Source organism: Helicobacter sp. 23-1046 (assembly GCF_053654635.1).
In genome coordinates this window covers 519126-542190 of the sequence record NZ_JBSIUS010000001.1, presented here as the reverse complement: position 1 = coordinate 542190, position 23065 = coordinate 519126, and the positions used below count along the sequence as shown (strand labels likewise).

Below are 23065 nucleotides of genomic sequence, written 5' to 3'. Positions count from 1 at the left end.
CTTTTTGATAAATTTCGTGCGTATTATAATATAATTTTCTCAAAATGCAAGTCTTTTTAGGAAAATTTTTTCATATCAAAAAGGCAATCGTTGTAAAAACGCCACCAGCTCGTCTTTTTGTAATTCTCCTTTTTCTAGCTTCGTAACAATGTCCTTTGTCTCGGCATAAAAATGCTGAATTTGGTTGATAGAAGTTTGTATTTGGCTAAAAAGCGGATTTTGGCGTAGCAAATCTTGCAACGCCATTTGAGGGAGATTTGTGTCATTTGGGAGCGCGGGATTTACAGATTTTGCAGAATCTGCAAGATTTGGATTTGTAATATTTGGATTTGCATTTTCTTTGGGCAACTCGCCTTGCAGTAGCGCAATGTGATGATTGTAGCTTAATGCTTGGAGTTGGTAGAGTGTGTCTAGCACTTTGGGATTTTGGCATAAATTTTGCGCCTGCTTGATTAAAAAATCGCAAGTTTGTAAATGGTGGGATTCAACGCCCATTGCTAGAATATTGAGCGATTTATAATCCACCACGCCCATTTCGCTTTGCAACTCGCCCAAAATATCATCTGGCAACGCGCTTGGCAGTAAAATCTCATCTTTTTTATCCGTCAAATCGCTCGCATTACAATCGCTAGATTCCCCCAAATCTAGCGCGTCTAAAATCACTTTTGCATTTGCTAAAATCTCGCGCTCTTTTTGTGCGATTTGGCGAAACACCTTGCGCAAATTCTCATCTAACATATCATTTGAATCTAACGCTCTTTCATAAAATTTGAGCGATTTCTCTCTCTCATTTATTACTAAAAATAAGATTCTCTTTTTGCTTTGTTGTGTCGCTAAAATTTCGCTCATTTGCCACGCTCACTTATGAATCTAAACTTTTTGCCATTTCATTTAGCTTCGCACAAATTGCCTCTAGATTCTCCTTTTTTACCCAATCTTCCCACAAGCTAGGCTCAAAAATGGCTTTATCATACTCGATTGTCGCACTTCCCACAATGGCATTGACTTTGATATTTTTCACAGCAGGCAGACTTTGCAAAAGTGTGATGATAAAGCTCTCACTCCCCTCCCCCGCGCTACTTTGAGGTAAAATCTCGCGCAAACTTGTCTCGCTCGCCCATTTTTGTATCGCTGGGATTTTGGTTACATTCACACGGATACGAATGCGCCCGGGAATATGATGAATAATGCTAAAAAACTCTGCTACTTGGGCTATATCACTCATTGGGATTTGCATTTTGCCCTCCTTTTATTTTGTGGATTTTATGTGGTTTTTATTTAAGATTGTGCGACAATGTATCTGCAAAATCTCTCTTAAATTTTTCTCTTACAAAGCCCGTAAATTTTGGCGTGATTGTAGCATAAGTTGTGTTACAATTTTGGCGTAATTTAGCTCTAAGGAATTTTATGCACGACATTTCTCATCTCACAGCCCCGATAAATAACATTAAAAACGCACTTACTCAAGCGAAACTAAGCGAATATGAATACGAGCAGATTCTAAAAATTTTAGGACGCACGCCAAATGCCATTGAATTAGGCATTTTTAGCGCGATGTGGAGCGAACATTGCAGTTATAAATCAAGTAAAAAATATTTGCGTGGATTCCCTACAAGTGCGAATTGGGTGATTCAAGGTCCGGGCGAGAATGCTGGCGTGATTGACATTGGCGAGGGCTATGCCGCCGTGTTTAAAATAGAATCACACAACCACCCAAGCTTCATAGAGCCAAATGCTGGTGCGGCTACGGGAGTGGGGGGCATTATGCGCGATATTTTTACAATGGGCGCACGCCCTGTGGCAAGCCTAGATTCCATACGATTTGGAGATATTAACGCGTTAGATTCACTTGGCAAAAAGCATCGTTATTTATTGCGCGGTGTAGTCGAGGGAATCGGTGGCTATGGGAATTGTATGGGAGTGCCTACCATTGGCGGAGAGATGAGCTTTGAGCCCTGCTATAATGGCAACATTTTAGTCAATGCCTTTTGTTTAGGATTGGCAAAAAAAGAGGAAATCTTTTATGCCAAAGCGGAGGGCGTTGGGAATCCTGTGATTTATGTAGGCTCAAAAACGGGGCGTGATGGCTTGGGTGGAGCGGTGATGAGCTCTGATAGCTTTAGCGAAGATTCTAAACATTTGCGTCCCACCGTGCAAGTGGGCGACCCATTTGCCGAGAAAAACTTACTAGAAGCGTGCTTGGAGCTTTTTAAACACGACTATATTGTGGGGATTCAGGATATGGGTGCGGCTGGGCTTACGAGCTCTAGCTTTGAAATGGCAGGTAAAAGTGGCTCTGGTATGCGATTAGAGCTTGATAAAGTCCCAATGCGAGAATCACAAATGAATCCCTACGAGCTAATGCTTAGCGAAAGCCAAGAGCGAATGCTAATATGCGCTAAAAAGGGTTGCGAGGACAAAGTGTTAGAGATTTTTCAAAAGTGGGAAGTCGATGTGGCAATCATCGGCGAAGTAACTAATAGCGGGCAAATGGAACTCTATTGGTTTGGCGAGCAATGTGCGCAAATCCCTATCACACCGCTAAGTGAAAATGCACCAATGCTTGATAGACCACTGCAAGCTACAACCCGCGAAAATGGCAAAGCAAAAGACTTGCAAACCTCACTAAGAGCGCAAAAAATCTTTGAACTTCTCTTAAGTAGCGTGGAAGTGAGTGATAAAAAATGGGTATATAGTCAATACGACAGCACCGTGCAAACAAATACCATAGTCTCTTGTGGGCAAGGCGATGGAAGTGTGATACGCATTAAAGGGACAAATCTCGCGCTTGCAATGAGCGTGCAATGCAATATGCGCTACTGCTACCTTAATCCATACGAGGGAGCACGACTAAGCGTAGCAAGTGCTGGGCGTAAATGCGCCACACGCGGAGCAGTGCCAAAGGCGATTAGTGATTGCCTAAACTTTGGTTCGCCCAATAATCCTCAAGTAATGTGGGAGTTCGCGCAAGTTTGCGAGGGGATAAAATCTGCTTGTGAAGCACTTAACACACCTGTGGTAAGTGGTAATGTGAGCTTGCATAACCAAAGCGATGGCGTGGATATTTATCCCACGCCTAGCATTGTGAGCGTGGGCGTGATTAGCGATTGCAACAACACGATTGCAAGCGCATTGCAAACAAGTGGAAATCACATTATACTACTTGGCGAGCTTACGCCAAACTTCGCAGGCTCGCTCGCGCAAAAGCTCATTGAGGGGAAAATTTATGGGGAGATTCCACGCATCGACTTGCAAAAAGAACTTGCGCTTTGGGAGCTTTTACACATTGGCATTTCGCACAGAATCATTAAGAGTGCTAAAAGTGTGGGCGAGGGAGGATTAGCAATCGCGTTGGCAAAAATGGCACTACTAGGCGATAAAGGAGTATGTGTGCAAAGTGGCTTTGATAATCCACTACACCTTTTCGCGCAGTCGCCGAGCTGTGTGCTTGTAGAGGTAGCTCCAAATGACATAGCCACACTCGCACAAAACGCACAAAAACTTGGATTAAGTGCGCGTGATATTGGCATTATCACTCCACAGGGCGAAAAAATCCAAATAGATTCTATCAATATAGAATCTAACCACGCCAAAAAACTCTATTTTGAGAGCTTTGCAAAAATCGCTACGAAAGATTTGTAACAAAGGAAAAATATGGATTTTGTGTATAAAAGTGTAAGTGAGTTTGTGGGGATTGATATAAGCAGTGAGATGAGTTTGGAGGGGTTTGAGGCTTCTTTGCGCTCTATGATAGAATCTACCACAAAAGCAAGTGCGCAAAGCGATTCTAGTGAGGAATTTCAAAAAAACTTAATCGCTAATTTTTTGCATAAACATTTTGACTATGAATGCAATGTGCTTGGCAAGGCGGATTTAGCCATTTATGATGAGGGCATTGCAAAGGTGCTTTTTGAGGTAAAATCTACCCAAAACAAAGCTGAATTTGTGAAATCGCCCCAAATACCCCACCCTAAATCCCTCCCGCAAGGGGAGGGACTTGCCAAAGATTCCCCCTCATTTGTGCGTGGCGATTCCCAAAATTCCCCCTCCCTTGCGGAGGGGGCTAGGGGGTGGGTAAAATCTAGTAATGACGCGTGGAGTCTTGAATCAAAAGCATTCTACGAATCCATTTTATACTTTTTGCGCGAAGTCAAGCGCGAGAAAAACAACAACATAAAGCATATTATCCTCTTGCACCACGCAGGAATTTTATGTGATAAAAGCAAAGGATTATCACGCGCTATTTATCGCAAATGCCGACAAAGCAATCCAAAAGCGCATAGACACCGCGTATAGCAACTGCGATTTTAAGCAAGGCAACGACACAAGCACGCGCAAATTTTACACAGAGATTGAATCTATCGTGCGCGAAATGAGCGACACGCTAGAATTTACCTACATAAATATAAAATCGCTTTTAGATTCACTAGATTTGCGCGAATCCAAAAGCAAATCTAGCCACCAATCTAGCCTAGATTTAACACACTCGCACAAATCCAAAACAAATTCAGCAGATTTTCACAACTCTAATCCCAAATCCAAGCAAGATTCTCACAAATCCAAACAAAATCTAGCCCTATTTTACGCGCTTTTATCGCCAAACTCACTTTTGCAAATCCCCCGTTACATTGACGCAAATACGCTAAATGAGAAGTTTTACAAAGAGTTGCTTTATATTTTGGGCTTACAGCAAATTGAGACAAATAACAAGGTGCTAATCAAACCCGATTCTACGCCAAACGCGCTATTAGATTTAGTCAAAGACACATTTGCAGACAAACTCCCAAGCGACATAGATGAAGCCTTTGACTCCCACATTTTCCCGTTGCTAATGCTTTGGAATAACCGCATTTTATTTTTGCGCTTGCTAGAATCAATGCTATTAAATTTCAAACACATTGAAAAGCCCTTTTTACACATTGAAGTTTTGAGCGATTTTAGCGCGCTATCCACGCTATTTTTCAAAGTCCTAGCCGTGCGCGAGCGTGAATCTATCCCGCAAAATCTCTCAAATATCCCCTATCTCAATTCTAGCCTGTTTGAAAAAAGCGCGTTAGAATTACAAGGCTTTGAAATCGCACTGCTAGAATCAAAACCCCTAAAAATCGCACCTGATTCTATATTGCGCCGAGATAGTGCGCAAAATGCGATTTACAAAAGCATAAATGAATTGCCATTTTTAGAATATCTCTTTGCATTTCTCCACGCGTATAATTTCACCACCACGCCAAAAGACATTGTGGATTTTGCTAAAATAAACCACGACAAGCTCATAAACTCTGCTGTTTTGGGATTAGTCTTTGAGAAGCTAAATGGCTACAAAGAGGGCAGTTTTTTCACACCTAGCTTTATCACAAGCTATATGTGTGCGCAAAGTATCCGCAAAATCGTGGTGCAAAAATTTAACGAGGCAAATCCAAAATGGCAATGCGAAACCATAGCCGACATAGAATACGAAATCCACCGCGAAATCCGCCAATCGCGCTCCGATTCGTCATTGCAGGGCGATTTAAGAAAAAGCGAAAACAACGAAGCATTCCACCCCGCTCGTCATTGCGAGACACGAAGTGCCGAAGCAATCCACGAATCAAAAATAGATTGCCACGATTCACTGCGTGAATCTCGCAATGACAAAAATACCGACACCACAAGCGCAATCCTAGCCAAGCATAACCGCACTTTTTTATCAATTCACATTTGCGACCCTGCGGTGGGGAGCGGACACTTCCTCGTCTCCGCGCTAAATGAGCTTATCGCTATAAAGCACGAGTTAGGATTATTGCTAGACACGCAGGGCAAGAGACTACGCGATATTGATTTGAGCTTAGAAAATGACGAACTCATCATCAAAGATTTTGATGGCAAAATCATCGACTACACGATTCCCGCCCACGAACATATCGAATCCCACATAATCCAAAAAGCCCTATTTCACACCAAAAAAGAACTAATCGAAAATTGCCTTTTTGGCGTGGATATAAATCCTAGCTCTGTGGAAATCTGCAAACTGCGCCTTTGGATAGAATTGCTAAAATACAGCTACTATGAAAATCTCGCCACAAAAGAGCTCCAAACCCTCCCAAATATCGATATAAATATCAAATGTGGCAACTCGCTCATAAGTCGCTTCGCCCTGCAAGATAGCCTGCGACATATCCCAAATATCGCCCAAAAAATATGCGAATATCAAAATCTCGTCTTTGAGTATAAAAACTCTAGCCAAAGCGAGCTAAAGCCACAGAAAAAAGACATAGAATCTAAAATCCAAAATCTAAAAGCGACATTTCGCCTCACGCTAAAAGACCCCAAAACCAAAAAAGAGCTGGAAAAAGCGATACAAAATCATATCCGTGATTTTGGGAATTTTTTGCTTGATGATGAGAGTTTGCTAGATGGGCTAAATGGTAGAATGGGCAATCTCTTTGCAGAGGCAAGATTAAGCGAGGAGGAGCAGGCAAAAGCCGCACAAAGCTATGCAAATATCAAGCTATTGCGTCATAGGCTAGATTCTGTGCTAAGTGGTGCGGAGTATAAACACGCATTTGAATGGCGATTTGAGTTCCCTGAAGTTTTGGATAGCAACGGGGATTTTATGGGCTTTGATTTGATTATCGGCAATCCGCCGTATGTGGTAAAGAAAAAGGACGAATATCCAAAATATCAGTGGAATAGCGATTTATACACGATGTTTTTTGAAATGGGCTTTAAAGTCGCCAAACCAAATTATTATGTGCATTTTATCACGCCTAGATTTTGGCTTGTGAATGAGAGTCTAGAATCTATGCGAAAATATTTTTTGCAAAATATAAATTTGCTTTCATTAAGCGAATCAAATCCTTTCACACGCGCCAAAACGGAAAATGTCATTAGTGAGATTCAAGTTTGCGCCCCAAATCAAAGCATCATAACGCATTACAAGGAAACCGATGAGATTTTTTATTTTGTTGATAACATAGACAAAGAAATTTTTGCGCTAAATGCGAAATGTGAGATTGTTTTCAATGTCGATAAGCCCACAATCGCGCTTTTTGATAAGATTTGCAAAAATAAAATCGCACTTAAAGATATAATGCAAACAAAGCGAGGCGCGGAATATGGCAAGGATTTTGTAAAAAAAATTCGCAAGGGCATAAAAATCTTGCTTGGTGGCGAAGTAAAGGCGTATAGCATTGAATGGAACAAATCGTTTGTAGATTCGGAGCTAAAAGATATAAAGCGATTAAGCGAGTTTTTTAAGCAAAAAGATTTGATTTATTTACGGCGTGTGGATAAGCGATTGAGCGCGAGTATGGGGAGCGAATCTTACGCATTTACCAAAAATATCTATGGCATAAAAATCACAGATAAAAAATACAATCCAAAATTTATTTTGGGGCTTTTAAACTCAAAATTGCTAAATTTCTACTATTTAAGGCGATTCACAACCAAAAAAGAGGAAATTTTCCCCGAGATTCAAACCTATCTTTATAAGCAGTTGCCTATCCCAAAAATAACGACAAAAAATAAACCTTTGGCGGATAAAATAATCGCTTGTGTGGATACGATTTTGACGATTAAAAATCCTTGTCATACTGAGCGTAGCGAAGTATCTCAAACAACAAAAGAGATTTTTCGCTCCGCTCAAAATGACAATAGAGATATTTCGGCTTTTTCAAAGCCTCAATATGACAAGAAAATCAAAGATTTAGAATCCAAAATCGATTCGCTAGTTTATCAACTCTACGATTTAGATTCCCAAGAGATTGAAATCATAGAATCTTAATCCAAAAATTATATAATTCTATCTTGTAAATCCACCATATACAAGGATATAAAAATGCCAAATAAAATAGAAATATTGCAACAACATATAAATGAATGCAAAGAAATACTTACCAAAAATAATCCGAAAGAAGCAGCAGAAACAATAGAAACAATAGGACGGGCTTATTATTATGAAAATGATGATTTTAATATAAGACCAGCGCACGATAAAATTGGCAACACAATTTATGAATCTAGTGAAAATTTAAAAAATCTTAAATGTTTGATTGCGCAAATGGAAATTAGACTTGGGCAGTGGGTTGATGAGCATAATGCCAAACATGCACAAGAAAAATCATCAACTATCAATAATATACAACTCGGAAACAACAATAAAATCATAAATTCAAAAATAAGCAATAAAATCGTGGATACAAAAAATTCAAATCATAAAGTTTCTATGATTAGACAAATTATTGTCGGTGTTATAGCGACTATTGTTGCGGGTGTTATATTGTTTTATTTGGGGATTAAATAATGGCAAAAAGCAACATTATAAAACAGCTTGTAAATAATGAAATCACTACAAAGCAGGCATTAGAGAGAATGCTAATCTTGGCAAAAGATATTAAAGATAAAAATTTAGAGAAATGGATAAAAAACGAGATTCAAGGATATGAAAAAGGCGACACTATACCAAAATATAGAAAAATCCCCATTTGTTATGTAGGGACTTATAGAAAACAAAGCATTGTAGCGTTTAATATTGTCAGTAGGTTGCATAAAAATGCTATGTTACCAACTTTCTTTTTAGATGATATGTCGCAAAAAGAAAGGGATGAATTTTCACATAAATTTGTTGATATATCAATAGAAATGCTAGAGCAAATCATTAAAGACAAAGAGGAAGTTGCAGAAGTGTTAAGTCCAAAACATTTTCAAGCCTTTCAATATAAGACAAATGTAGAAGTATTAAGTGCTAAAAAAGTATTTGATAGAATTTATTTGAGTAAAATTGTAGAAAAAGTTAGAGTAAAAGTCCTTGATATTTTGACTGAGCTAGAAAAAGAGTTTGGTTGCCTTGATGATTTGGATATTGACATAAATAGCAAAAGCAAAAAAGAACAACAAATAATATACAATACTATAAATGTGATTATCTTAGACAATCACACCGAAAACAATATTAAAATAGGCGATAATAACGAAATATTAGATTCTACGATTGCAAATATGAAAAATTAACTAATTTATAAAATAGCCGTCATTGCGAGGTGTGGCGAAGCCACAACGAAGCAATCCAAACAAAAAAATAAACTAACCTTTTACAAAGCCTAGATTCGCGCAAAATCAGAATCCAAAAATTATGCTACAATGCAAAAACTTATAGCAAACCAAACACAAAAAGGAAATCAAATGATAATAGATTTACCAAAAGAGGTGCAAGACACATTTGCCACCATAGCAGAGCAAAAAAACATCACGCAAGAGTTGCTAGCAAAAGAAGCCATTATGGAGTGGATACAAGACTTTGAGGACGCAAGAGAGGCAGATAACGCACACAAGGAATTTATGCAAAGCCCCGAAGTGATTTTGGCAGATGAAGCCTACAAAGAGCTAGGCTTAAAATGAAATTTGCCTACACCAAGCAGTCCCTAAAGTCCCTCTCCAAACTTGACAAAATCACACAAAAGCGCATTATGGATTTTACCCAAGAGTTAGAATCTTTAGAAAATCCGCGCATTAAAGGCAAAGCATTAAAAGGCGAGCTAAGCGAGTATTGGCGGTATCGTGTGGGGGATTATCGCCTTGTTTGCGAGATTTTTGATGATACAATGCTGATTTTGTGCCTCAAAGTCGATAAAAGAGATAAGGTGTATAAATAAACTAACTGCATTTTAAAATTTAAACCCCAAAAGCCACCCTTGAGGACATTCCCAAAAATTGCTGTAATTCCCGCGCATTAAACACATTAAAGGCGGTGCTTTACCTCCACCTTATTTTACGCTACAAATCACGCAAACTTCAGCCAAAATATCCCACTAACTTGCTATCAAAAGCACTTATCATATCATCTAAAAACGCTTCCATTTTGTCGCTTGAATAGTGCTGTTTGACAAACTTTGTGTATCGCCAAAAATAAAAAAGGCTCGAAACAATGATTTTGTCATAGCGCTTAAAAGATTTAAGAAAAATAGACATTTTTTTGACAAGAATGATTTTTTGATTTCTCAATTTAGTGCGTTTGAAACAATGACATTATGCAAGCGAAGTATCCCAATCACAAACTAAGCCCAAACGAGATATTTCGGCTTTTTCAAAGCCTCAATATGACAAGAAAATCAAAGATTTAGAATCCAAAATCGATTCGCTAGTTTATCAACTCTACGATTTAGATTCCCAAGAGATTGAAATCATAGAATCTTAATAATTATATTTTGCCTTAAAGTAGATTAAGCGCGCTAGCGGCAAAGAGCGTGGCACTCTGTGAGCGTAAAATAATGTCTGATTGTAATCTTATAGAGGTTTTTAGCATCGCTCGCTCACTTGGGCTAAATCCTCCCTCCGCGCCGATAATCACACTTCTAACCTCCCTTAGTTTCTCTGCCATCACGCCTTCACTCACCTCATCACCAGCCACATCAAAGGCGAGCGCATTTGGATAGCGCATAAGCGCGTCATTTAAATCCCTCAAAATTTCCATTTCTACAAGCTCGTTTCTCCCGCACTGCTCACAAGATTGGATAAGGATTTTTTGCATTCGCTCCATATTAAGCGTAAAGTTTTTTTGACTAAAATCTGCGTAAAAAAAGCTTATCTTACTTATGCCAAGTTCATTAAGCGTAGGCAGGGTTTTTTCGATAATTTTGGGCTCAATTATCGCCCAAATGATATGAGCTGGTTTGCGCGCTATGCAGGCGTAATCTTTAGAATCTACAAGTTCTAAAGTGGCTTTATGCCTATCAATGTGGATATTTCTATACGCATAAATGCGCCTATCTCGCAAATTACAAAGATTAAGAATTGCATTCTTGCCTGCACGGCGTGATTTATAAATATGTGCGTATTGCTCTCCGTCTATGATGAGCTGTTTATGCCCTGCGTTAGAATGATATAAAAAACGCATAACCCTACAAATAACACGCACAAGCGACTATGATAAAAAGTCCAAGTTCAGCACCATACAAATATTTCGCAAACTTAATGTAATCTTGCATTGCCTCTAGGCTCGTGCGCTTAGCGACTTTAAGAATCTTAATGCGCTTAATCTCGCCAATAAGCATAAGCAACCAAAACACACACATTAGCACAAAGCTAAAACTCACGCCACTAAAGTTAAAAAACACCAAATTAAGCCCGCTTAAAAATGCCACACTCAAAAGAAAAAACACAAGTGGCATTACAAACCATATCTTTTTATTCATTGCCACGAGATTCTTGTAAAAAAACAAAGTCCAAAGATTGAATAAAATTGGCATTACAAGACAAAGCGAAAAAACTGCGTGGTAGAACTTCAGTTGGTTTAGAGATTCTAAAATCATCGCAGAATCTGACACATTTTCAATCATTGTTTCCCCCTAAACTCTTTGCTATTTTTATCGAAATTCTAAGAATTCTTAAAAATCCAACAACCAAAGATTAACTTTAAAATTTTATTATTACGAAACTTTTTTAACAAATTAAGGAACAAAAATGTCAAAGCCCGCTGTCGTGCTATTTAATATGGGAGGACCGACCTCACTCTTTGAAGTCGAGGGATTTTTAAAAAATCTCTTTAATGACCCCAATATCCTTGATATTAAAAGTTCTTTTTTGCGCTCCACTTTGGCGAGCTTCATCACTAACAAACGCCTTGAAGAATCAAAAAAAATGTATCAAACAATCGGTGGTGCTTCGCCTATCATCTCACATACTTTTGCGCTCACAGAGCGTTTAAACTCCTTAGACAATGAACATTTTTACACTTATTGTATGCGTTATAGTCCGCCATTTGCTAAAGATGTCTTTGCAGATTTGCAACAAAAAGGCGTAGATTCTATTGTCCTCTTTTCGATGTATCCACAATACTCTTTTACCACGACAAAGTCTTCTTTACTCGACATTCACGCTGCATTAAAGGAGCTAAAATTCGCGCCCAAAATCCGTGTAGTTGAGCGGTATTTTTCACACTTAGGATATAACGAGCTCATTCTCAAGCGCATTTTACAAGCACTCGGGGAGAAAAATCCACGCGATTATACATTGCTTTTTTCTACACACGCTATCCCTCAAGCCACCGTGAAAAAAGGCGATAATTATCCTTGTGAATGCACACAAAATGTCGATACTTTCACGCAAGTCGCCAAACAAAAAGGGGTGGAGTTTGATGAGATTTTGCTTGGATTCCAATCAAAACTTGGTCCTGTGAAATGGACTACCCCCACGACAAAAGACACGATAAAGACACTGAAGGGACGCAATGTAGTGGTGTTTCCCCTTTCATTTACGATTGATAATTCTGAAACAGATTATGAGCTTAGCATTGATTATGCAAATCTCGCCAAGCAAAGCGGGCTTAGTGATTATATTGTGGCAAAATGCTTTAATGCAGAGTTAGACTTCGCAAGGTTTATCATCGAAATGGTGCAATCTTAATATATACAAAGGAAAGAGATGAAAAAATATGTGGTATTTGTTTTGGTTTTTGGTGTGGGAGTGTTGTTTAATGCGTGCGAAGATTCACTTGTGCTTTCTAGTGGGAATGACATTGATGAAAAAACTTTGCGCGATATAGAATCAATGGATAAAGCAAGCTATGCTGGATTAGAAAATGTCTTTTTAGATTCTAAAACTATCGATTCCAATGGCAAGCCAACACTTTTAATCTTTGGCAAAAATAACTGCCCATATTGCGACAAACTTAAAGATGACATTAAGGCAAATGCTTCTATGCAAGAGATTCTTGCTAAAAACTTTAGTGCGTATTATATTAACATCGATTACTCCAAACTTCACCATTTGGCGCAATTTTTTGGCAAGATTGCGTCCTATGAAATGACGACTTTAGAACTCGCCCAAGCGTATCAAATCCGCCCAACACCTACACTTATATTTTTGGATTCTCAAGGGATACCATTTTTTACCTATCCGGGATATTTACAACCAAAGCAATTTAGCCTGCTCCTTGAACTCGCTAAAGAACATATAATCGTGCAAGCAGATTCCACCAATGTGCTATCAAAGCAAATAATGCAATCCCTAGAATCTAGCGTAGCACAATAAGGAGTAACAATGCAAATATTGAACAACCCAAACGCAAGCCTCAAACTCTTGTTTGCTAATATGAAAATTACTATCGCGCTAATGGCAATATACGCCATTGCGTGCGGGATAGCGACTTTTATCGAGCGTGATTTAGGCACACTTACCGCTAGAGCCATTGTCTATGATGCGTGGTGGTTTGATGTCTTGCATTTGTGGCTTGCTCTGTCTTTACTTGGCTCTTTTATCACTGCCAAAGCGTGGCAACGCAAAAAATACGCCTCGCTTTTATTGCACTTTTCATTTGTTGTGATTATCTTTGGTGCTGGAATCACACGCTTTTTTGGCTTCGAGGGACAAATGCCAATAGAGCAAAACACAAGCGCAAACATTATCTATTCTGCTGAGCCCTACCTTGTCATTCAAGGATTTAATAAAGCTACGCGAAAGATTGAGGGCGTGGAGATTCCCTTTAATATCAATGCGCGCAAGCAATATGAGGTTGATTTTTTTGATAAAAAACTCTATGTGAATATCTCAAATGTGGGAGCAAAGGTCGATGAATTTAAAAACTCTTATACAAGCCTTGATTTGGCATTATTCTTTGACACTGATTTGACACAAAAAAGCACTCTATTTGGAGACATTGATTGGGAAAACCTTAAAGAAAGTGTAATCACGGCTGAAATTATGCAATCCCCATTAGGAAGTGTCGCGCAAAATACGCGCATTGATATGCAAGATTATGTGTTTTTTGTCTCTTGGGGAAGCAAAAGTATTGCTTTGCCATTTTACATTCACTTAGATTCTTTTGTGTTGGAGCGATATGCTGGCTCAAATATGCCAAGCTCGTATGAATCCTTTGTCGAAGTGCAAGATGAGCAAAACAACTACTTTAAAAAAGAGCGGATTTTTATGAATAATGTGCTGGATTATGGAGGGTATCGCTTCTTTCAAAGTTCATATTTCCCCGATGAGAGCGGGACAATCCTTTCTGTAAATAATGACCCCGGCAAAGTGCCAACATACATTGGATACACGCTTTTAATCATTTCTATGATTTGGTTGCTCGTGGATAAAAACTCTCGATTCCGCACTTTGGCGCGATTTGTCAAATCTCAATCACTCGCGCTTATTGTGGGCGTAGCTACACTTATTTCTTTGCCACAAACCGCGTATAGTATGCCTTTTGTTGATGAACTTCACGAAGATGGCGCAAAATCTAATCAACTCCAAGAAATCCAAAATACACAAAAAGTAGAGCAAACGCAAGAATCTAATGAATCACCACAAATCCCACAAACACAAGAAGTGCCTATCAATATGCAAAATTCCCTTGCCTTTGTCCAAGAGCCAACACAAAAACAAACCGAAGAACTCCTAAAAAAAATCAAAGACAATTCACTTGAATTTAGCAATGAATTTGGCAAGGTGCTCCTGCAAGACTTCGGCGGGCGTATTAAGCCACTTGATACCATTGCTGGAGAATATGTGCATAAAGTTACAAACAAAGATGGGTTTTTAGGACTAAATAATGTGCAGATTTTTTTAGGCGCGATGGTGTATCCACAATACTTTAGACAAATCAAAATGTTTCAAACCAAAAGCCCAAAACTAAGAACATTACTAGGCAATGACCCTAAACAAAACCGAGTAGCAGCCATTGATGCTTACGCAAAAGATGGCACTTATATTTTGCACAATTATGTAAATATCGCCAACATTAAGCCACTAAAAGACCAAGATACTTTTGATAAAGATGTCATTGATTTTAATGAAAAACTCTATATGTTTGGGTTGATGTATTCGGCAAAAATCTTGCGTGTTGTCCCTGATGATAGAGCGCAATCAAATGAATGGTATGATTTTGAAGACGCCTTAGAATCTCTCCAAGATGAATCAAGTAGGCAAATTATTTTTGGTATTGTCGCAAGTATTTTTCAAGGTTTTGTAAAAGGCGTGGAGGAAAATGATTGGAATCTTGCCTTTAATGGATTACAAATGCTAAAAGCCTATCAAAAACAACACGGTAGCGAGCTTATATTAAGTGATTCTAAAATCGCTGCTGAAGTGTTTTTAAACCACTCTAAAGTGTTTTACTACCTTACATTTGTATATATTACACTGGGGCTTGTATTTTTTGGCTTTGTGATAGCAAGCATTTTGCGTGCTAAGTCTCTAAATCCCAAAGTGTATATGGTCTCTTGGATTCTCATCGCTGGTGCATTTTTATGTCATAGTGCGGGTTTAGCGTTGCGTTGGTATGTCAGCGGACACGCTCCGTGGAGTAATGCTTATGAATCAATGCTTTATATTGCTTGGGCTTGCGCTCTCTCTGGAGTAGCAATCTTTGCAAGAATGCCACTCGCACTATCAGCGGCAAGTTTTATGTCTGGCATTACGCTTTTAGTCGCATTTATGGGCGATATGAATCCACAAATTGGTAATCTTGTGCCCGTGCTCAAATCCTATTGGCTTAATATCCACGTAAGCGTGATTACGGCAAGCTATGGATTCTTTGGATTGTGCTTTATTTTAGGCATTATTACGCTTGTGTTGTTTATTATGCGCTCAAGCAAACGCGCCCACATCGATAGCTCAATCCTCTCGCTTGGCGCAATCAATGAAATGAGTATGATTTTAGGGCTTTTCTTGCTTACTATTGGGAATTTTCTTGGCGGTATTTGGGCAAATGAAAGTTGGGGGCGATATTGGGGCTGGGATTCTAAAGAGACTTGGTCTCTTATTAGCATTGGCGTGTATGCCATCATTTTACATATACGATTTTTAGGCTTTAAAAATATGCCTATTATTTTTGCAAGTGCTTCTGTGCTTGGGTTTTTTAGTTTGCTTATGACTTATTTTGGGGTGAATTACTTCCTCACAGGAATGCACAGCTACGCACAAGGCGAAGCAGAGGGAATCCCATATTACATTTACATAATGATAGGGGTGATTCTTGCCCTTATATTTCTTGCTACAAGAAATGGTGCATTGGAGAAAAAACTCTAATTCATCGATTCTAAAATACGCTCCACCACAGCTTTTGGGTCGCTTGATTGATAGATTGGGCGACCTATAACGATAAAATCACTCCCCGCCCTCTTTGCCATTGCGATGTCTGCTACGCGCTTTTGGTCGCCACTACTCTCGCCAAATGGTCGGATTGCGGGCGTGAGAGTGATGAAGTTTTTATGCGTATGTGCTTTGATATTTTCCACTTCAAAGCACGAACACACCACGCCATCAACTCCCCCCTCATAAGCAAGTCTAGCAAGGTGAAGTGCGTGAGAATCTACCTTTGCATTATACACACTCATAAATCCCTTATCATCAAAACTTGTAAGTGCGCTAACAGCAAGGATAAGCGGGGAATTTTTATCCTTGCTTTTTTGTTTGGCAAGTGCTTGCATTGCCTCAAGTCCGCTACTAGCGTGGATTGTCAGCATATTTACCCCAAGATAGGCGATTTCACTAAAGGCATCACACATCGTGTTTGGAATATCATAGAGTTTTAAGTCTAAAAAAAGCTTAAAATCCCCAATTTCCTTAATATCTAAAAGAAACTCCCTACCATCACGCAAAAAACTTCGCAAGCCAACTTTAAGCCATAGCGTAGAATCTAAATGAGCTAAAGACTTTATAAGCGCAAGATTCTCTTGTTTGCTTGGCAAATCAAGGGCAATGCAAAGTTTCATCTTGCCTCACTTTTTCTTTGCCAATGGTTTTTTAACTAATGGTTTTGGCGGTTTGGATAATACAATCTTTTGATACACACGCAAAAGTGCGATAAAAAGTGCGGTAATGATAGGACCAAGTATAATGCCCCAAAATCCAAATGCACTCAATCCTGCCAAAATCGCAAAGAAAATAAGCAGCTCATTTATTTGCACAGAAGTCTTCAAAATCTTCTTACTCATTATTCCAATGAGAATTGGTTTAATCACACTATCAATAACCACTGCGATAAAAATCAAACTATACAATGCGATAAAAAGTGCGGTAGAATAATTGCCAAGATAGATTTCATACGCGCTAAGTGGGACCCACACAAGCAACCCGCCAATCGCTGGAATAAGCGAACAAAATCCATACAAGATTCCAAAAAATATCCCATCATACCCCAAAAATGCAATCGCCACACCAAAGCTAAGACCTTGTAAGACAATGTTAATCACTGAAGTATAAGAAACAACCTTTAACACGCTTATAACTTCATCAAAAACTGCCTGAACTTGCACCCTATCAAATGGTATAAGACTTACAATATACTCATATAAACGCGAACCATAATAATAAAAGAAAAATAAAAATACCACGATAAAGCCCGTATCAATGATAAATTCTAAACTGCGCTTCCCAGCACTAGAAGCGGCGTTAAAAATATATGAAAAAATCTCGGCTCCAGAAATCTTATCAAGCAACACTTTAGCTCGAGATTCTGCCTCTGGGATAACGCTTAGCCACTCTAAAATATGATTTTTGAGCGTGTTTAAAATATTATTAAACTCTTCTAAATTTGCGCTTTTAATAAAATCAATAAGAGAATCTATAACAAACACCACGGGCACAATAAGCAATAACACCAATACAAACACACTCAAAAGACAGGCTAAGATTCTAAACTTTACCACCTTAAGGAGAAAATTCATCAATTCAAATGTCGCTACACAAAGCAAAAGAGCGACCAATAAATTCATCAAAAAAGACTGATATAAACAATAAATCAAATACAAACTACAAAAAAATACCGCCCAAAAAAAATAAATCCCCTTCACACCGCAACCTTAAAAATTATATTGGATAAAAACGCGTCCAAGCAAATAGCTTTTGCCATCGCTCGCAAAAACATTATCATCAAGTGTTATTCCTGTTTGATTAAGCATTCCTATCAATCCACCACCAACTTGCAAATTATCATCAAGCATAAATTTTGCATTTGCTTCCCAATTAAACACTTGCCTACCGCTAGCCGTTGTCGTGCGTATCGCAGATTCTAAAGTGATTTGATTTTGGAAAGTGTATTCAACAAAGGCATACAAAGTAAGTGCATTGGCATAAAATAACCCCTCTCTACGCTCAAAGTAAGTGCTCTGCCCAAACGAATCAATCCCCGCTATGCCTCTCTTTGATACACTAATAAACCCTCCACCAGCCTTCATACCCACTAATTGTAATCCACCCTCAAGCCAAATAAAGGCACTATCACCATCAGTTGGCAGACGCTCGACCTCTTGGTTGCTATTGCCAATGTATGAAAGCAAATGCACTTTACCAAAAAACGATGACTCGCCTACCAAAGGCTTGTTGATAAGCCCCTGAACACCAAAACTCACAAACCTGCCCGGTGCGTAATAAAAATATGGGTGAAGTTTAAGAATGGATTGAGGAAGGTTAAGGTGCATTACTCCATAAAAAGCACCCGTAGCACCATAAGGATTGCGATAATCTGACATACGATAATTTGTTACATACGCATTGGCATTGACCCACGCAATATCAGCCGTTACATACGGAGTTACATTAAGCTCTGCGTGAATGCCTTGATTATAGTGCTTTATCCATTCGGCATCCATTTTGAATCTGCCAAATTCCGTTCTTACAGGTGTGCTTTCATTACCATATCGCACATACAATTCCGTTAAAATAGCCGTTCGCTTGCTTGTTTTAAAATCACCTCGCGTATATTCATACAAGCGTCCAGCTAACCAAAATGAACCACCAAAACTCCATCGATTAGGGCTTATAGGCGAGCGATACCCTATTGAGGTATTCACATCGGCAAAGTTCGCCCTACCGCCACTCATATATTGATAATATCCACCAATATGTCCGTAGATTCTGCCATTAGCGAGGAAATCACCCACCTCATCAGCAAGTAAAATCTGGCACACACAAAAGAAAATAATAAAAATTTTTTTGCTCAAATAAGTCCTTTAAATCCTTTTAATGCCCTTAAATAAGCCTTTGTATAATGATAGAATCACCAGCTCATTGCGCTTACTTTAATATCAAAAAGCAAAAGTAATTCCTTATGCGTTTATTTGCAATCCTCGCGCATAATCACAACTTTGACACTTTGGCATTATTGCTTTGCCAATTTTAAAATTTTGCGCAATCTCTTTTGCCAATGGACGCTGTAAAATATCACTAAGCACATCTTGTTTGATGTTACCAAGCGCAATCTCCCCCAAAGCATCGATACAACAAGGCACAACCACGCCATTGCTTAAAATCCCTAATTGCTTATGCACGCCATAACAATACAAATTCGTTGTCTTTGTATCTTGCGCACTTTCAATAAGGGAATCTCGCCCACCCCATTCAAAATCGCGCGTTTTCACAAGAAAGATTTTATACGCAAGCCTTGCCCTACTCTCTTTAGATTCCACCAAATGCAATATATTGTCTATATCTTTGTTAAAAGTAATTGAAAGTTGCTCTAAAATCTCTTGTGTAGTGGGATTTTTCTCCTTTGATTGTAGCAGATGTCCTTGCAAATGCTTTTGGTGCAAACGCAGTTGGATAAAAATCTCGCTTTTGTGTTCCCTGCAAAATTCACAAAATGCCAAAATGCACGCGAAATAATTTTTGTGAAAACTTGTTTTAGAATCCACAAATGCACTGAGCGAAAAGGCAACTTGATGAATGGGCTTTTGCGAAAGAAGCGCGAAATGTTTTGTGTTTAAAAATTTCGCATTGCTCACTAAATCCACGCGCAAATCAAACTTATCCAAAATTTTAAGATATTCATCTAAATTTTTCACAGCCAGTGGGTCGCCTAAAATATGCAAACATACGAGTTTTGTAAGTCGCTTCGGCGTGCTTAAAGATTCACAAATGCGCTTAAAATCCGCCACACTCATTACTCCACGAGAATCTGCCCTTTGACTTTGCGGACAAAAACTACATTTAAGCCCACAAATATCGCTTAACTCAATATATACTTTATCTAACATTTATTTTGGTTGCATATCGTGCAAGACTTCACGCCCAGCGATATATAAACTTTTTGCCTCTCTTGCTTGGAGGATAAAATGCAAGACAGCTTGAGACACATCATCAATCTGTGCTACTTGTGGCATTGCAAAAATAGCAATATCTGCATTTTTGCCTTTTTTTAACTCTCCAGATTCTATGCCTAATGCCTTGCCTCCGCCAATAGTCGCGCTAAGGAGCAATTTTTGTGCGAGCCATTGTATATCCGCACCCTCATAGCCAAAGAGCGCGCTTTTTAACTCCTCAAGCATATCAACGCTATTATTTGAGCTTTTGCCATCAGTCCCAATGGCGATATTAAGGGACTTTGGCGCATTGTGTAACGCAAAATATGTATTACACAATAAACGATTTGAGCGCGGGCACAGGACTACGCTATGCTTATTTTTTGCCATTTGACTAAGTTCATCGTGTGAAGCAAAAAGACAATGTGTAAAAAGTGCGCTTATCTCGTTAAATTGTGCTAAGAAGCTCTGTGCGCTAAAAAACGGGGTAGGATTACTCACACCAAAAGTCCTAGCAAAAAAATCATAAAAATATCCACTTTTGCAATCAAGCCATTCTCTTTCGTGTGGAGATTCTAAAAAATGTGCGCTTACAGGAGCTTTTAATTGCTTTGCTAGTTCCAATGCGTGTTTGGCATAAATATTGTGTAGTGAATACGGCGAATGCAAGGCAATAGCTGGCGTAAAGGTGCGGGATTGATACGCCTTGCAATCCTCCACCCGTGCTTTCAAATGAGCAAAAAGAGAATCTAGCGCACTTGGATTGCTTCCCATTGCTTCGTTAAAATACACCACGCGCAAGGGCGAATGCGCTAATGGCTCTAAATCGTATCCATAGCTACTAATCGCGCCTACGCTTCCCACACCACTTTTTAATTGTTGGGCAATAGCTTGGTGGATAGGTTGTGTGCTATCGCCTAAAACATCATCTCTCTTGGCAATCACAGAATCTAGCCACCGACCAAAATCCCCATACACAAAACTTGCGACATTGTTGCTAAATTCAAAATGAATGTGTGCGTTAATCAGTGCTGGCAAAAGCACACAATCTTTGTGAAAATGCGCACTCACATTTGGAAATGTGCTTTGAAGCTGTGCAAAAGGTGCGACCTCTAAGATTCTATCATTTTCGATAAGCACAGCATAATCGCGTTGCACACTACATTGTGTATCGCAAATAAACACTAAACTCCCGCCTACAATCACGCGCTCTTGCATCGCTTGCCTTTTAATGTGTGGAATTATTGCAACTTTGTGCTTTTGTGCGAAGATGGCGTGGATTCATAAAGCGTTACATCAAGTTTGTCAAATGGAATCTCAATGCCATTTTTATCCAAGCTCTCTTTGAGGGCTTCTAGGACTTGTGCTTTTGATTGCACCGTGCCGTGCTCAATGCCAATCCAAAAGCGGATAATAAAATTAAGCGAGCTAGAAGCCATATCGCTAAGTCCTACAAAATAGCCCTTTTTGCTATCCACGCAGGGCACAGATTCTAGCACACTTACAGCGATTGATTTGACCTTTTCTATATCGCTATCATATCCCACACCAAAGACAATATCAAGTCGTCTTTGCGTTATATCTGTGGAGTTGATAACATTCGCGCTTGCAATATTGCTATTAGGGATAATGGCGAGCTTACCATCGGGCAATCGCAAAGTTGTATTAAAGAGATTGATTGCCTCTACTTTGCCTGTGAGTGAGCCTAACTCAATGGTATCTCCCGGACTAAATGGTCGCAAAATAATGAGGATAATCCCGCTCGCCACCGATGAGAGAGAATCTTTTAAACCAAGCGCGATAGCCACGCCAGCTGTGCCAAGCACTGCGATTATGGAATTTATCTGCACGCCTATCGTGCCAAGTGCAGCGATGATGACTACTATATTTATCCCAATAAACACCACTTGGGAGAGAAAATTCGCCAACACAATGTCGCGCTCTTGCAATCCTTTTTTAATCTTTTTGGCAAAAAAGCGTGAGAGATAATACCCAAGTATCATTAAAGCAATGAGTTTGAGTGAAATGAGTGTGATGTCCTCTAAGATTCCCTCTATATTACTCGGCAAAATGTCGCTCAAAAACTTTTCCATTACATAATCCTTAATTGCACAAGTTTATGATTAAAATCATAGCGTAATTTAGCGTGATTTTACGCTTGAGTTTTATCGCGGAGGTATTTTTCGTATCATTTTTAGGCAAATACATTTTCCAAATTAAATTTTAAGTTGTTTTTAAGGGTATTTTTCTTAAAATCTCTGTGTCTTTGGGACACTAAAAGGCAACAAATTCCACAACAGGAGGAAATATGCAAGAGGAAAAGGTTATTGAGAGTTACACAGGTGTAACCCCAGAGAGGAAAAAGAGCAAAATGCCAGCACGGCTTGACTTTGTGCAAAGTGCTAGCGGTTTGTTCTTAGGTTTATTTATGATTGGGCATATGTTTTTTGTCTCAAGCATTTTGCTAGGCAAAGATGTGATGTATGCTATCACAAAGTTTTTTGAGGCAAGCTTCATTATTCGTAAAGGCGAGCCACTCATTGTATCTGCCATTGTGGCAGTCGTAATCATCGTGTTTGTTACACACGCATTTTTAGCATTACGAAAGTTCCCCATCAGCTACAAACAATTTCTTGCTCTCAAGGTCCATAAGGACTTAATGAAGCACGGAGATACTTCATATTGGTTTATTCAAGCATTGACAGGATTTGCATTATTTTTCTTAGGAAGTGTGCATCTTTTCGTAATGCTTACAAAACCAGAAACCATTGGACCAAATGCTTCTTCATATCGCTTCGTGCAAGAAAACTTTTGGATTTTGTATTTATTCTTGCTTATTGCAGTGGAGCTTCACGGCTCGATAGGCTTATACAGACTTTGCATTAAATGGGGTTGGTTTGAGAATCTCGGTATTCAAGCTTTAAGAAAAATCAAACTTGCAATGACAATATTCTTTTTGACACTTGGTATTTGCACCTTTGCGGCATATATGAATATTGGACTAGAGCAAGACAAAGACAAAGGCATAGAATACTACAAAGAACTAGACCACAAAGAGTTTGGTAAATAAGGAGGGA

21 protein-coding genes are annotated in these 23065 nt (G+C 39.0%); 11 read left to right on the top strand and 10 right to left on the bottom strand.

All coding sequences use genetic code 11. The features are described from left to right. Positions 1-75 precede the first annotated feature (75 nt). Both ACWIUJ_RS02535 and ACWIUJ_RS02530 read right to left on the bottom strand, forming a co-directional pair. Complete coding sequence (locus tag ACWIUJ_RS02535) at positions 76-849, bottom strand: hypothetical protein (protein WP_454168772.1); 774 nt, start codon at positions 847-849, stop codon at positions 76-78. Between the two features lie 13 nt (positions 850-862). After that, the gene (locus tag ACWIUJ_RS02530) at positions 863-1237 is read right to left on the bottom strand and encodes a hypothetical protein (RefSeq protein WP_454152270.1); all 375 of its coding nucleotides are present in this window, start codon (positions 1235-1237) and stop codon (positions 863-865) included. Positions 1238-1407: 170 nt separating this feature from the next. On the opposite strand from ACWIUJ_RS02530, the gene purL reads away from it, so the two are divergent. From purL to ACWIUJ_RS02495, 7 genes are all read left to right on the top strand, one after another. After that, positions 1408-3642 (top strand): phosphoribosylformylglycinamidine synthase subunit PurL, encoded by a 2235-nt coding sequence (gene purL / locus ACWIUJ_RS02525; protein WP_454168770.1) that lies wholly within the window; start codon positions 1408-1410, stop codon positions 3640-3642. Between the two features lie 12 nt (positions 3643-3654). Beyond that, positions 3655-4296: a DUF7149 domain-containing protein gene (locus ACWIUJ_RS02520; RefSeq protein WP_454168768.1), complete on the top strand. Its 642-nt coding sequence runs from the start codon at positions 3655-3657 to the stop codon at positions 4294-4296. Continuing rightward, complete coding sequence (locus ACWIUJ_RS02515) at positions 4214-7762, top strand: type IIG restriction enzyme/methyltransferase (protein ID WP_454168766.1); 3549 nt, start codon at positions 4214-4216, stop codon at positions 7760-7762. The genes ACWIUJ_RS02520 and ACWIUJ_RS02515 overlap by 83 nt, the downstream gene beginning before the upstream one ends. Before the next feature lie 54 nt (positions 7763-7816). Beyond that, complete coding sequence (locus ACWIUJ_RS02510) at positions 7817-8281, top strand: hypothetical protein (RefSeq protein ID WP_454168764.1); 465 nt, start codon at positions 7817-7819, stop codon at positions 8279-8281. Continuing rightward, a complete protein-coding gene (locus ACWIUJ_RS02505) occupies positions 8281-8988 on the top strand; it encodes an AbiTii domain-containing protein (RefSeq protein WP_454168762.1) in 708 nt (235 codons plus the stop codon). The genes ACWIUJ_RS02510 and ACWIUJ_RS02505 overlap by 1 nt, the downstream gene beginning before the upstream one ends. A 171-nt stretch (positions 8989-9159) precedes the next feature. Beyond that, a complete protein-coding gene (locus tag ACWIUJ_RS02500; RefSeq protein WP_454168761.1) occupies positions 9160-9375 on the top strand; it encodes a hypothetical protein in 216 nt (71 codons plus the stop codon). Beyond that, the gene (locus tag ACWIUJ_RS02495) at positions 9372-9629 is read left to right on the top strand and encodes a type II toxin-antitoxin system RelE family toxin (RefSeq protein ID WP_454168759.1); all 258 of its coding nucleotides are present in this window, start codon (positions 9372-9374) and stop codon (positions 9627-9629) included. Before ACWIUJ_RS02500 ends, ACWIUJ_RS02495 begins: the two co-directional genes overlap by 4 nt. A gap of 557 nt (positions 9630-10186) precedes the next feature. Here the strand turns inward: ACWIUJ_RS02495 and ACWIUJ_RS02490 are convergent. Together ACWIUJ_RS02490 and ACWIUJ_RS02485 are read right to left on the bottom strand one after the other, a co-directional pair. Continuing rightward, entirely contained in the window at positions 10187-10870 is a 684-nt protein-coding gene (locus ACWIUJ_RS02490) for a 16S rRNA (uracil(1498)-N(3))-methyltransferase (protein ID WP_454168757.1), read from the bottom strand. A 4-nt stretch (positions 10871-10874) separates the two neighbouring features. Next, positions 10875-11312 (bottom strand): hypothetical protein, encoded by a 438-nt coding sequence (locus ACWIUJ_RS02485; RefSeq protein WP_454168755.1) that lies wholly within the window; start codon positions 11310-11312, stop codon positions 10875-10877. Between the two features lie 124 nt (positions 11313-11436). Here ACWIUJ_RS02485 and hemH point away from each other — a divergent pair, with 124 nt between their 5' ends. The 3 genes from hemH to ccsA are packed head-to-tail and all read left to right on the top strand — an operon-like array spanning position 11437 to position 15996. After that, positions 11437-12378 carry a ferrochelatase gene (hemH, locus tag ACWIUJ_RS02480; protein ID WP_454152262.1) on the top strand — a complete coding sequence of 314 codons (942 nt, stop codon included), beginning with the start codon at positions 11437-11439 and terminating at the stop codon, positions 12376-12378. An 18-nt stretch (positions 12379-12396) separates the two neighbouring features. Beyond that, a complete protein-coding gene (locus ACWIUJ_RS02475; protein WP_454152261.1) occupies positions 12397-13005 on the top strand; it encodes a SoxW family protein in 609 nt (202 codons plus the stop codon). 9 nt (positions 13006-13014) lie between these two features. Next, positions 13015-15996: a cytochrome c biogenesis protein CcsA gene (ccsA, locus tag ACWIUJ_RS02470; RefSeq protein WP_454168754.1), complete on the top strand. Its 2982-nt coding sequence runs from the start codon at positions 13015-13017 to the stop codon at positions 15994-15996. Here ccsA and pyrF read toward each other — a convergent pair. The 6 genes from pyrF to ACWIUJ_RS02440 all read right to left on the bottom strand — a co-directional run bounded on the left by pyrF (position 15993) and on the right by ACWIUJ_RS02440 (position 22081). Next, positions 15993-16682, bottom strand: coding sequence for an orotidine-5'-phosphate decarboxylase (pyrF, locus tag ACWIUJ_RS02465; RefSeq protein ID WP_454168752.1), 690 nt, complete (start codon positions 16680-16682; stop codon positions 15993-15995). The genes ccsA and pyrF overlap by 4 nt on opposite strands. A 6-nt stretch (positions 16683-16688) precedes the next feature. After that, entirely contained in the window at positions 16689-17762 is a 1074-nt protein-coding gene (locus tag ACWIUJ_RS02460) for an AI-2E family transporter (protein ID WP_454168750.1), read from the bottom strand. Positions 17763-17771: 9 nt separating this feature from the next. Continuing rightward, positions 17772-18911 (bottom strand): outer membrane family protein, encoded by a 1140-nt coding sequence (locus tag ACWIUJ_RS02455; RefSeq protein ID WP_454152257.1) that lies wholly within the window; start codon positions 18909-18911, stop codon positions 17772-17774. A gap of 105 nt (positions 18912-19016) precedes the next feature. Further along, positions 19017-19943, bottom strand: coding sequence for a radical SAM/SPASM domain-containing protein (locus ACWIUJ_RS02450; protein WP_454168748.1), 927 nt, complete (start codon positions 19941-19943; stop codon positions 19017-19019). Next, entirely contained in the window at positions 19944-21206 is a 1263-nt protein-coding gene (mqnF, locus tag ACWIUJ_RS02445) for an aminofutalosine deaminase family hydrolase (RefSeq protein ID WP_454168746.1), read from the bottom strand. It abuts the gene before it with no gap. A 23-nt stretch (positions 21207-21229) separates the two neighbouring features. Further along, entirely contained in the window at positions 21230-22081 is an 852-nt protein-coding gene (locus ACWIUJ_RS02440) for a mechanosensitive ion channel family protein (protein ID WP_454152254.1), read from the bottom strand. Between the two features lie 215 nt (positions 22082-22296). Here ACWIUJ_RS02440 and ACWIUJ_RS02435 point away from each other — a divergent pair, with 215 nt between their 5' ends. After that, positions 22297-23058, top strand: coding sequence for a fumarate reductase cytochrome b subunit (locus ACWIUJ_RS02435; RefSeq protein ID WP_454168744.1), 762 nt, complete (start codon positions 22297-22299; stop codon positions 23056-23058). Positions 23059-23065 lie beyond the last annotated feature (7 nt).

What these genes read in the sequence shown, in the direction of transcription:
- ACWIUJ_RS02535 (WP_454168772.1), bottom strand. Translation starts at nt 849, where the DNA reads ATGAGCGAAATTTTAGCGACACAACAAAGCAAAAAGAGAATCTTATTT.
- ACWIUJ_RS02530 (WP_454152270.1), bottom strand. Translation starts at nt 1,237, where the DNA reads ATGCAAATCCCAATGAGTGATATAGCCCAAGTAGCAGAGTTTTTTAGC.
- purL (WP_454168770.1), top strand. Translation starts at nt 1,408, where the DNA reads ATGCACGACATTTCTCATCTCACAGCCCCGATAAATAACATTAAAAAC.
- ACWIUJ_RS02520 (WP_454168768.1), top strand. Translation starts at nt 3,655, where the DNA reads ATGGATTTTGTGTATAAAAGTGTAAGTGAGTTTGTGGGGATTGATATA.
- ACWIUJ_RS02510 (WP_454168764.1), top strand. Translation starts at nt 7,817, where the DNA reads ATGCCAAATAAAATAGAAATATTGCAACAACATATAAATGAATGCAAA.
- ACWIUJ_RS02505 (WP_454168762.1), top strand. Translation starts at nt 8,281, where the DNA reads ATGGCAAAAAGCAACATTATAAAACAGCTTGTAAATAATGAAATCACT.
- ACWIUJ_RS02500 (WP_454168761.1), top strand. Translation starts at nt 9,160, where the DNA reads ATGATAATAGATTTACCAAAAGAGGTGCAAGACACATTTGCCACCATA.
- ACWIUJ_RS02495 (WP_454168759.1), top strand. Translation starts at nt 9,372, where the DNA reads ATGAAATTTGCCTACACCAAGCAGTCCCTAAAGTCCCTCTCCAAACTT.
- ACWIUJ_RS02490 (WP_454168757.1), bottom strand. Translation starts at nt 10,870, where the DNA reads ATGCGTTTTTTATATCATTCTAACGCAGGGCATAAACAGCTCATCATA.
- ACWIUJ_RS02485 (WP_454168755.1), bottom strand. Translation starts at nt 11,312, where the DNA reads ATGATTGAAAATGTGTCAGATTCTGCGATGATTTTAGAATCTCTAAAC.
- hemH (WP_454152262.1), top strand. Translation starts at nt 11,437, where the DNA reads ATGTCAAAGCCCGCTGTCGTGCTATTTAATATGGGAGGACCGACCTCA.
- ACWIUJ_RS02475 (WP_454152261.1), top strand. Translation starts at nt 12,397, where the DNA reads ATGAAAAAATATGTGGTATTTGTTTTGGTTTTTGGTGTGGGAGTGTTG.
- ccsA (WP_454168754.1), top strand. Translation starts at nt 13,015, where the DNA reads ATGCAAATATTGAACAACCCAAACGCAAGCCTCAAACTCTTGTTTGCT.
- pyrF (WP_454168752.1), bottom strand. Translation starts at nt 16,682, where the DNA reads ATGAAACTTTGCATTGCCCTTGATTTGCCAAGCAAACAAGAGAATCTT.
- ACWIUJ_RS02450 (WP_454168748.1), bottom strand. Translation starts at nt 19,943, where the DNA reads ATGTTAGATAAAGTATATATTGAGTTAAGCGATATTTGTGGGCTTAAA.
- mqnF (WP_454168746.1), bottom strand. Translation starts at nt 21,206, where the DNA reads ATGCAAGAGCGCGTGATTGTAGGCGGGAGTTTAGTGTTTATTTGCGAT.
- ACWIUJ_RS02440 (WP_454152254.1), bottom strand. Translation starts at nt 22,081, where the DNA reads ATGGAAAAGTTTTTGAGCGACATTTTGCCGAGTAATATAGAGGGAATC.
- ACWIUJ_RS02435 (WP_454168744.1), top strand. Translation starts at nt 22,297, where the DNA reads ATGCAAGAGGAAAAGGTTATTGAGAGTTACACAGGTGTAACCCCAGAG.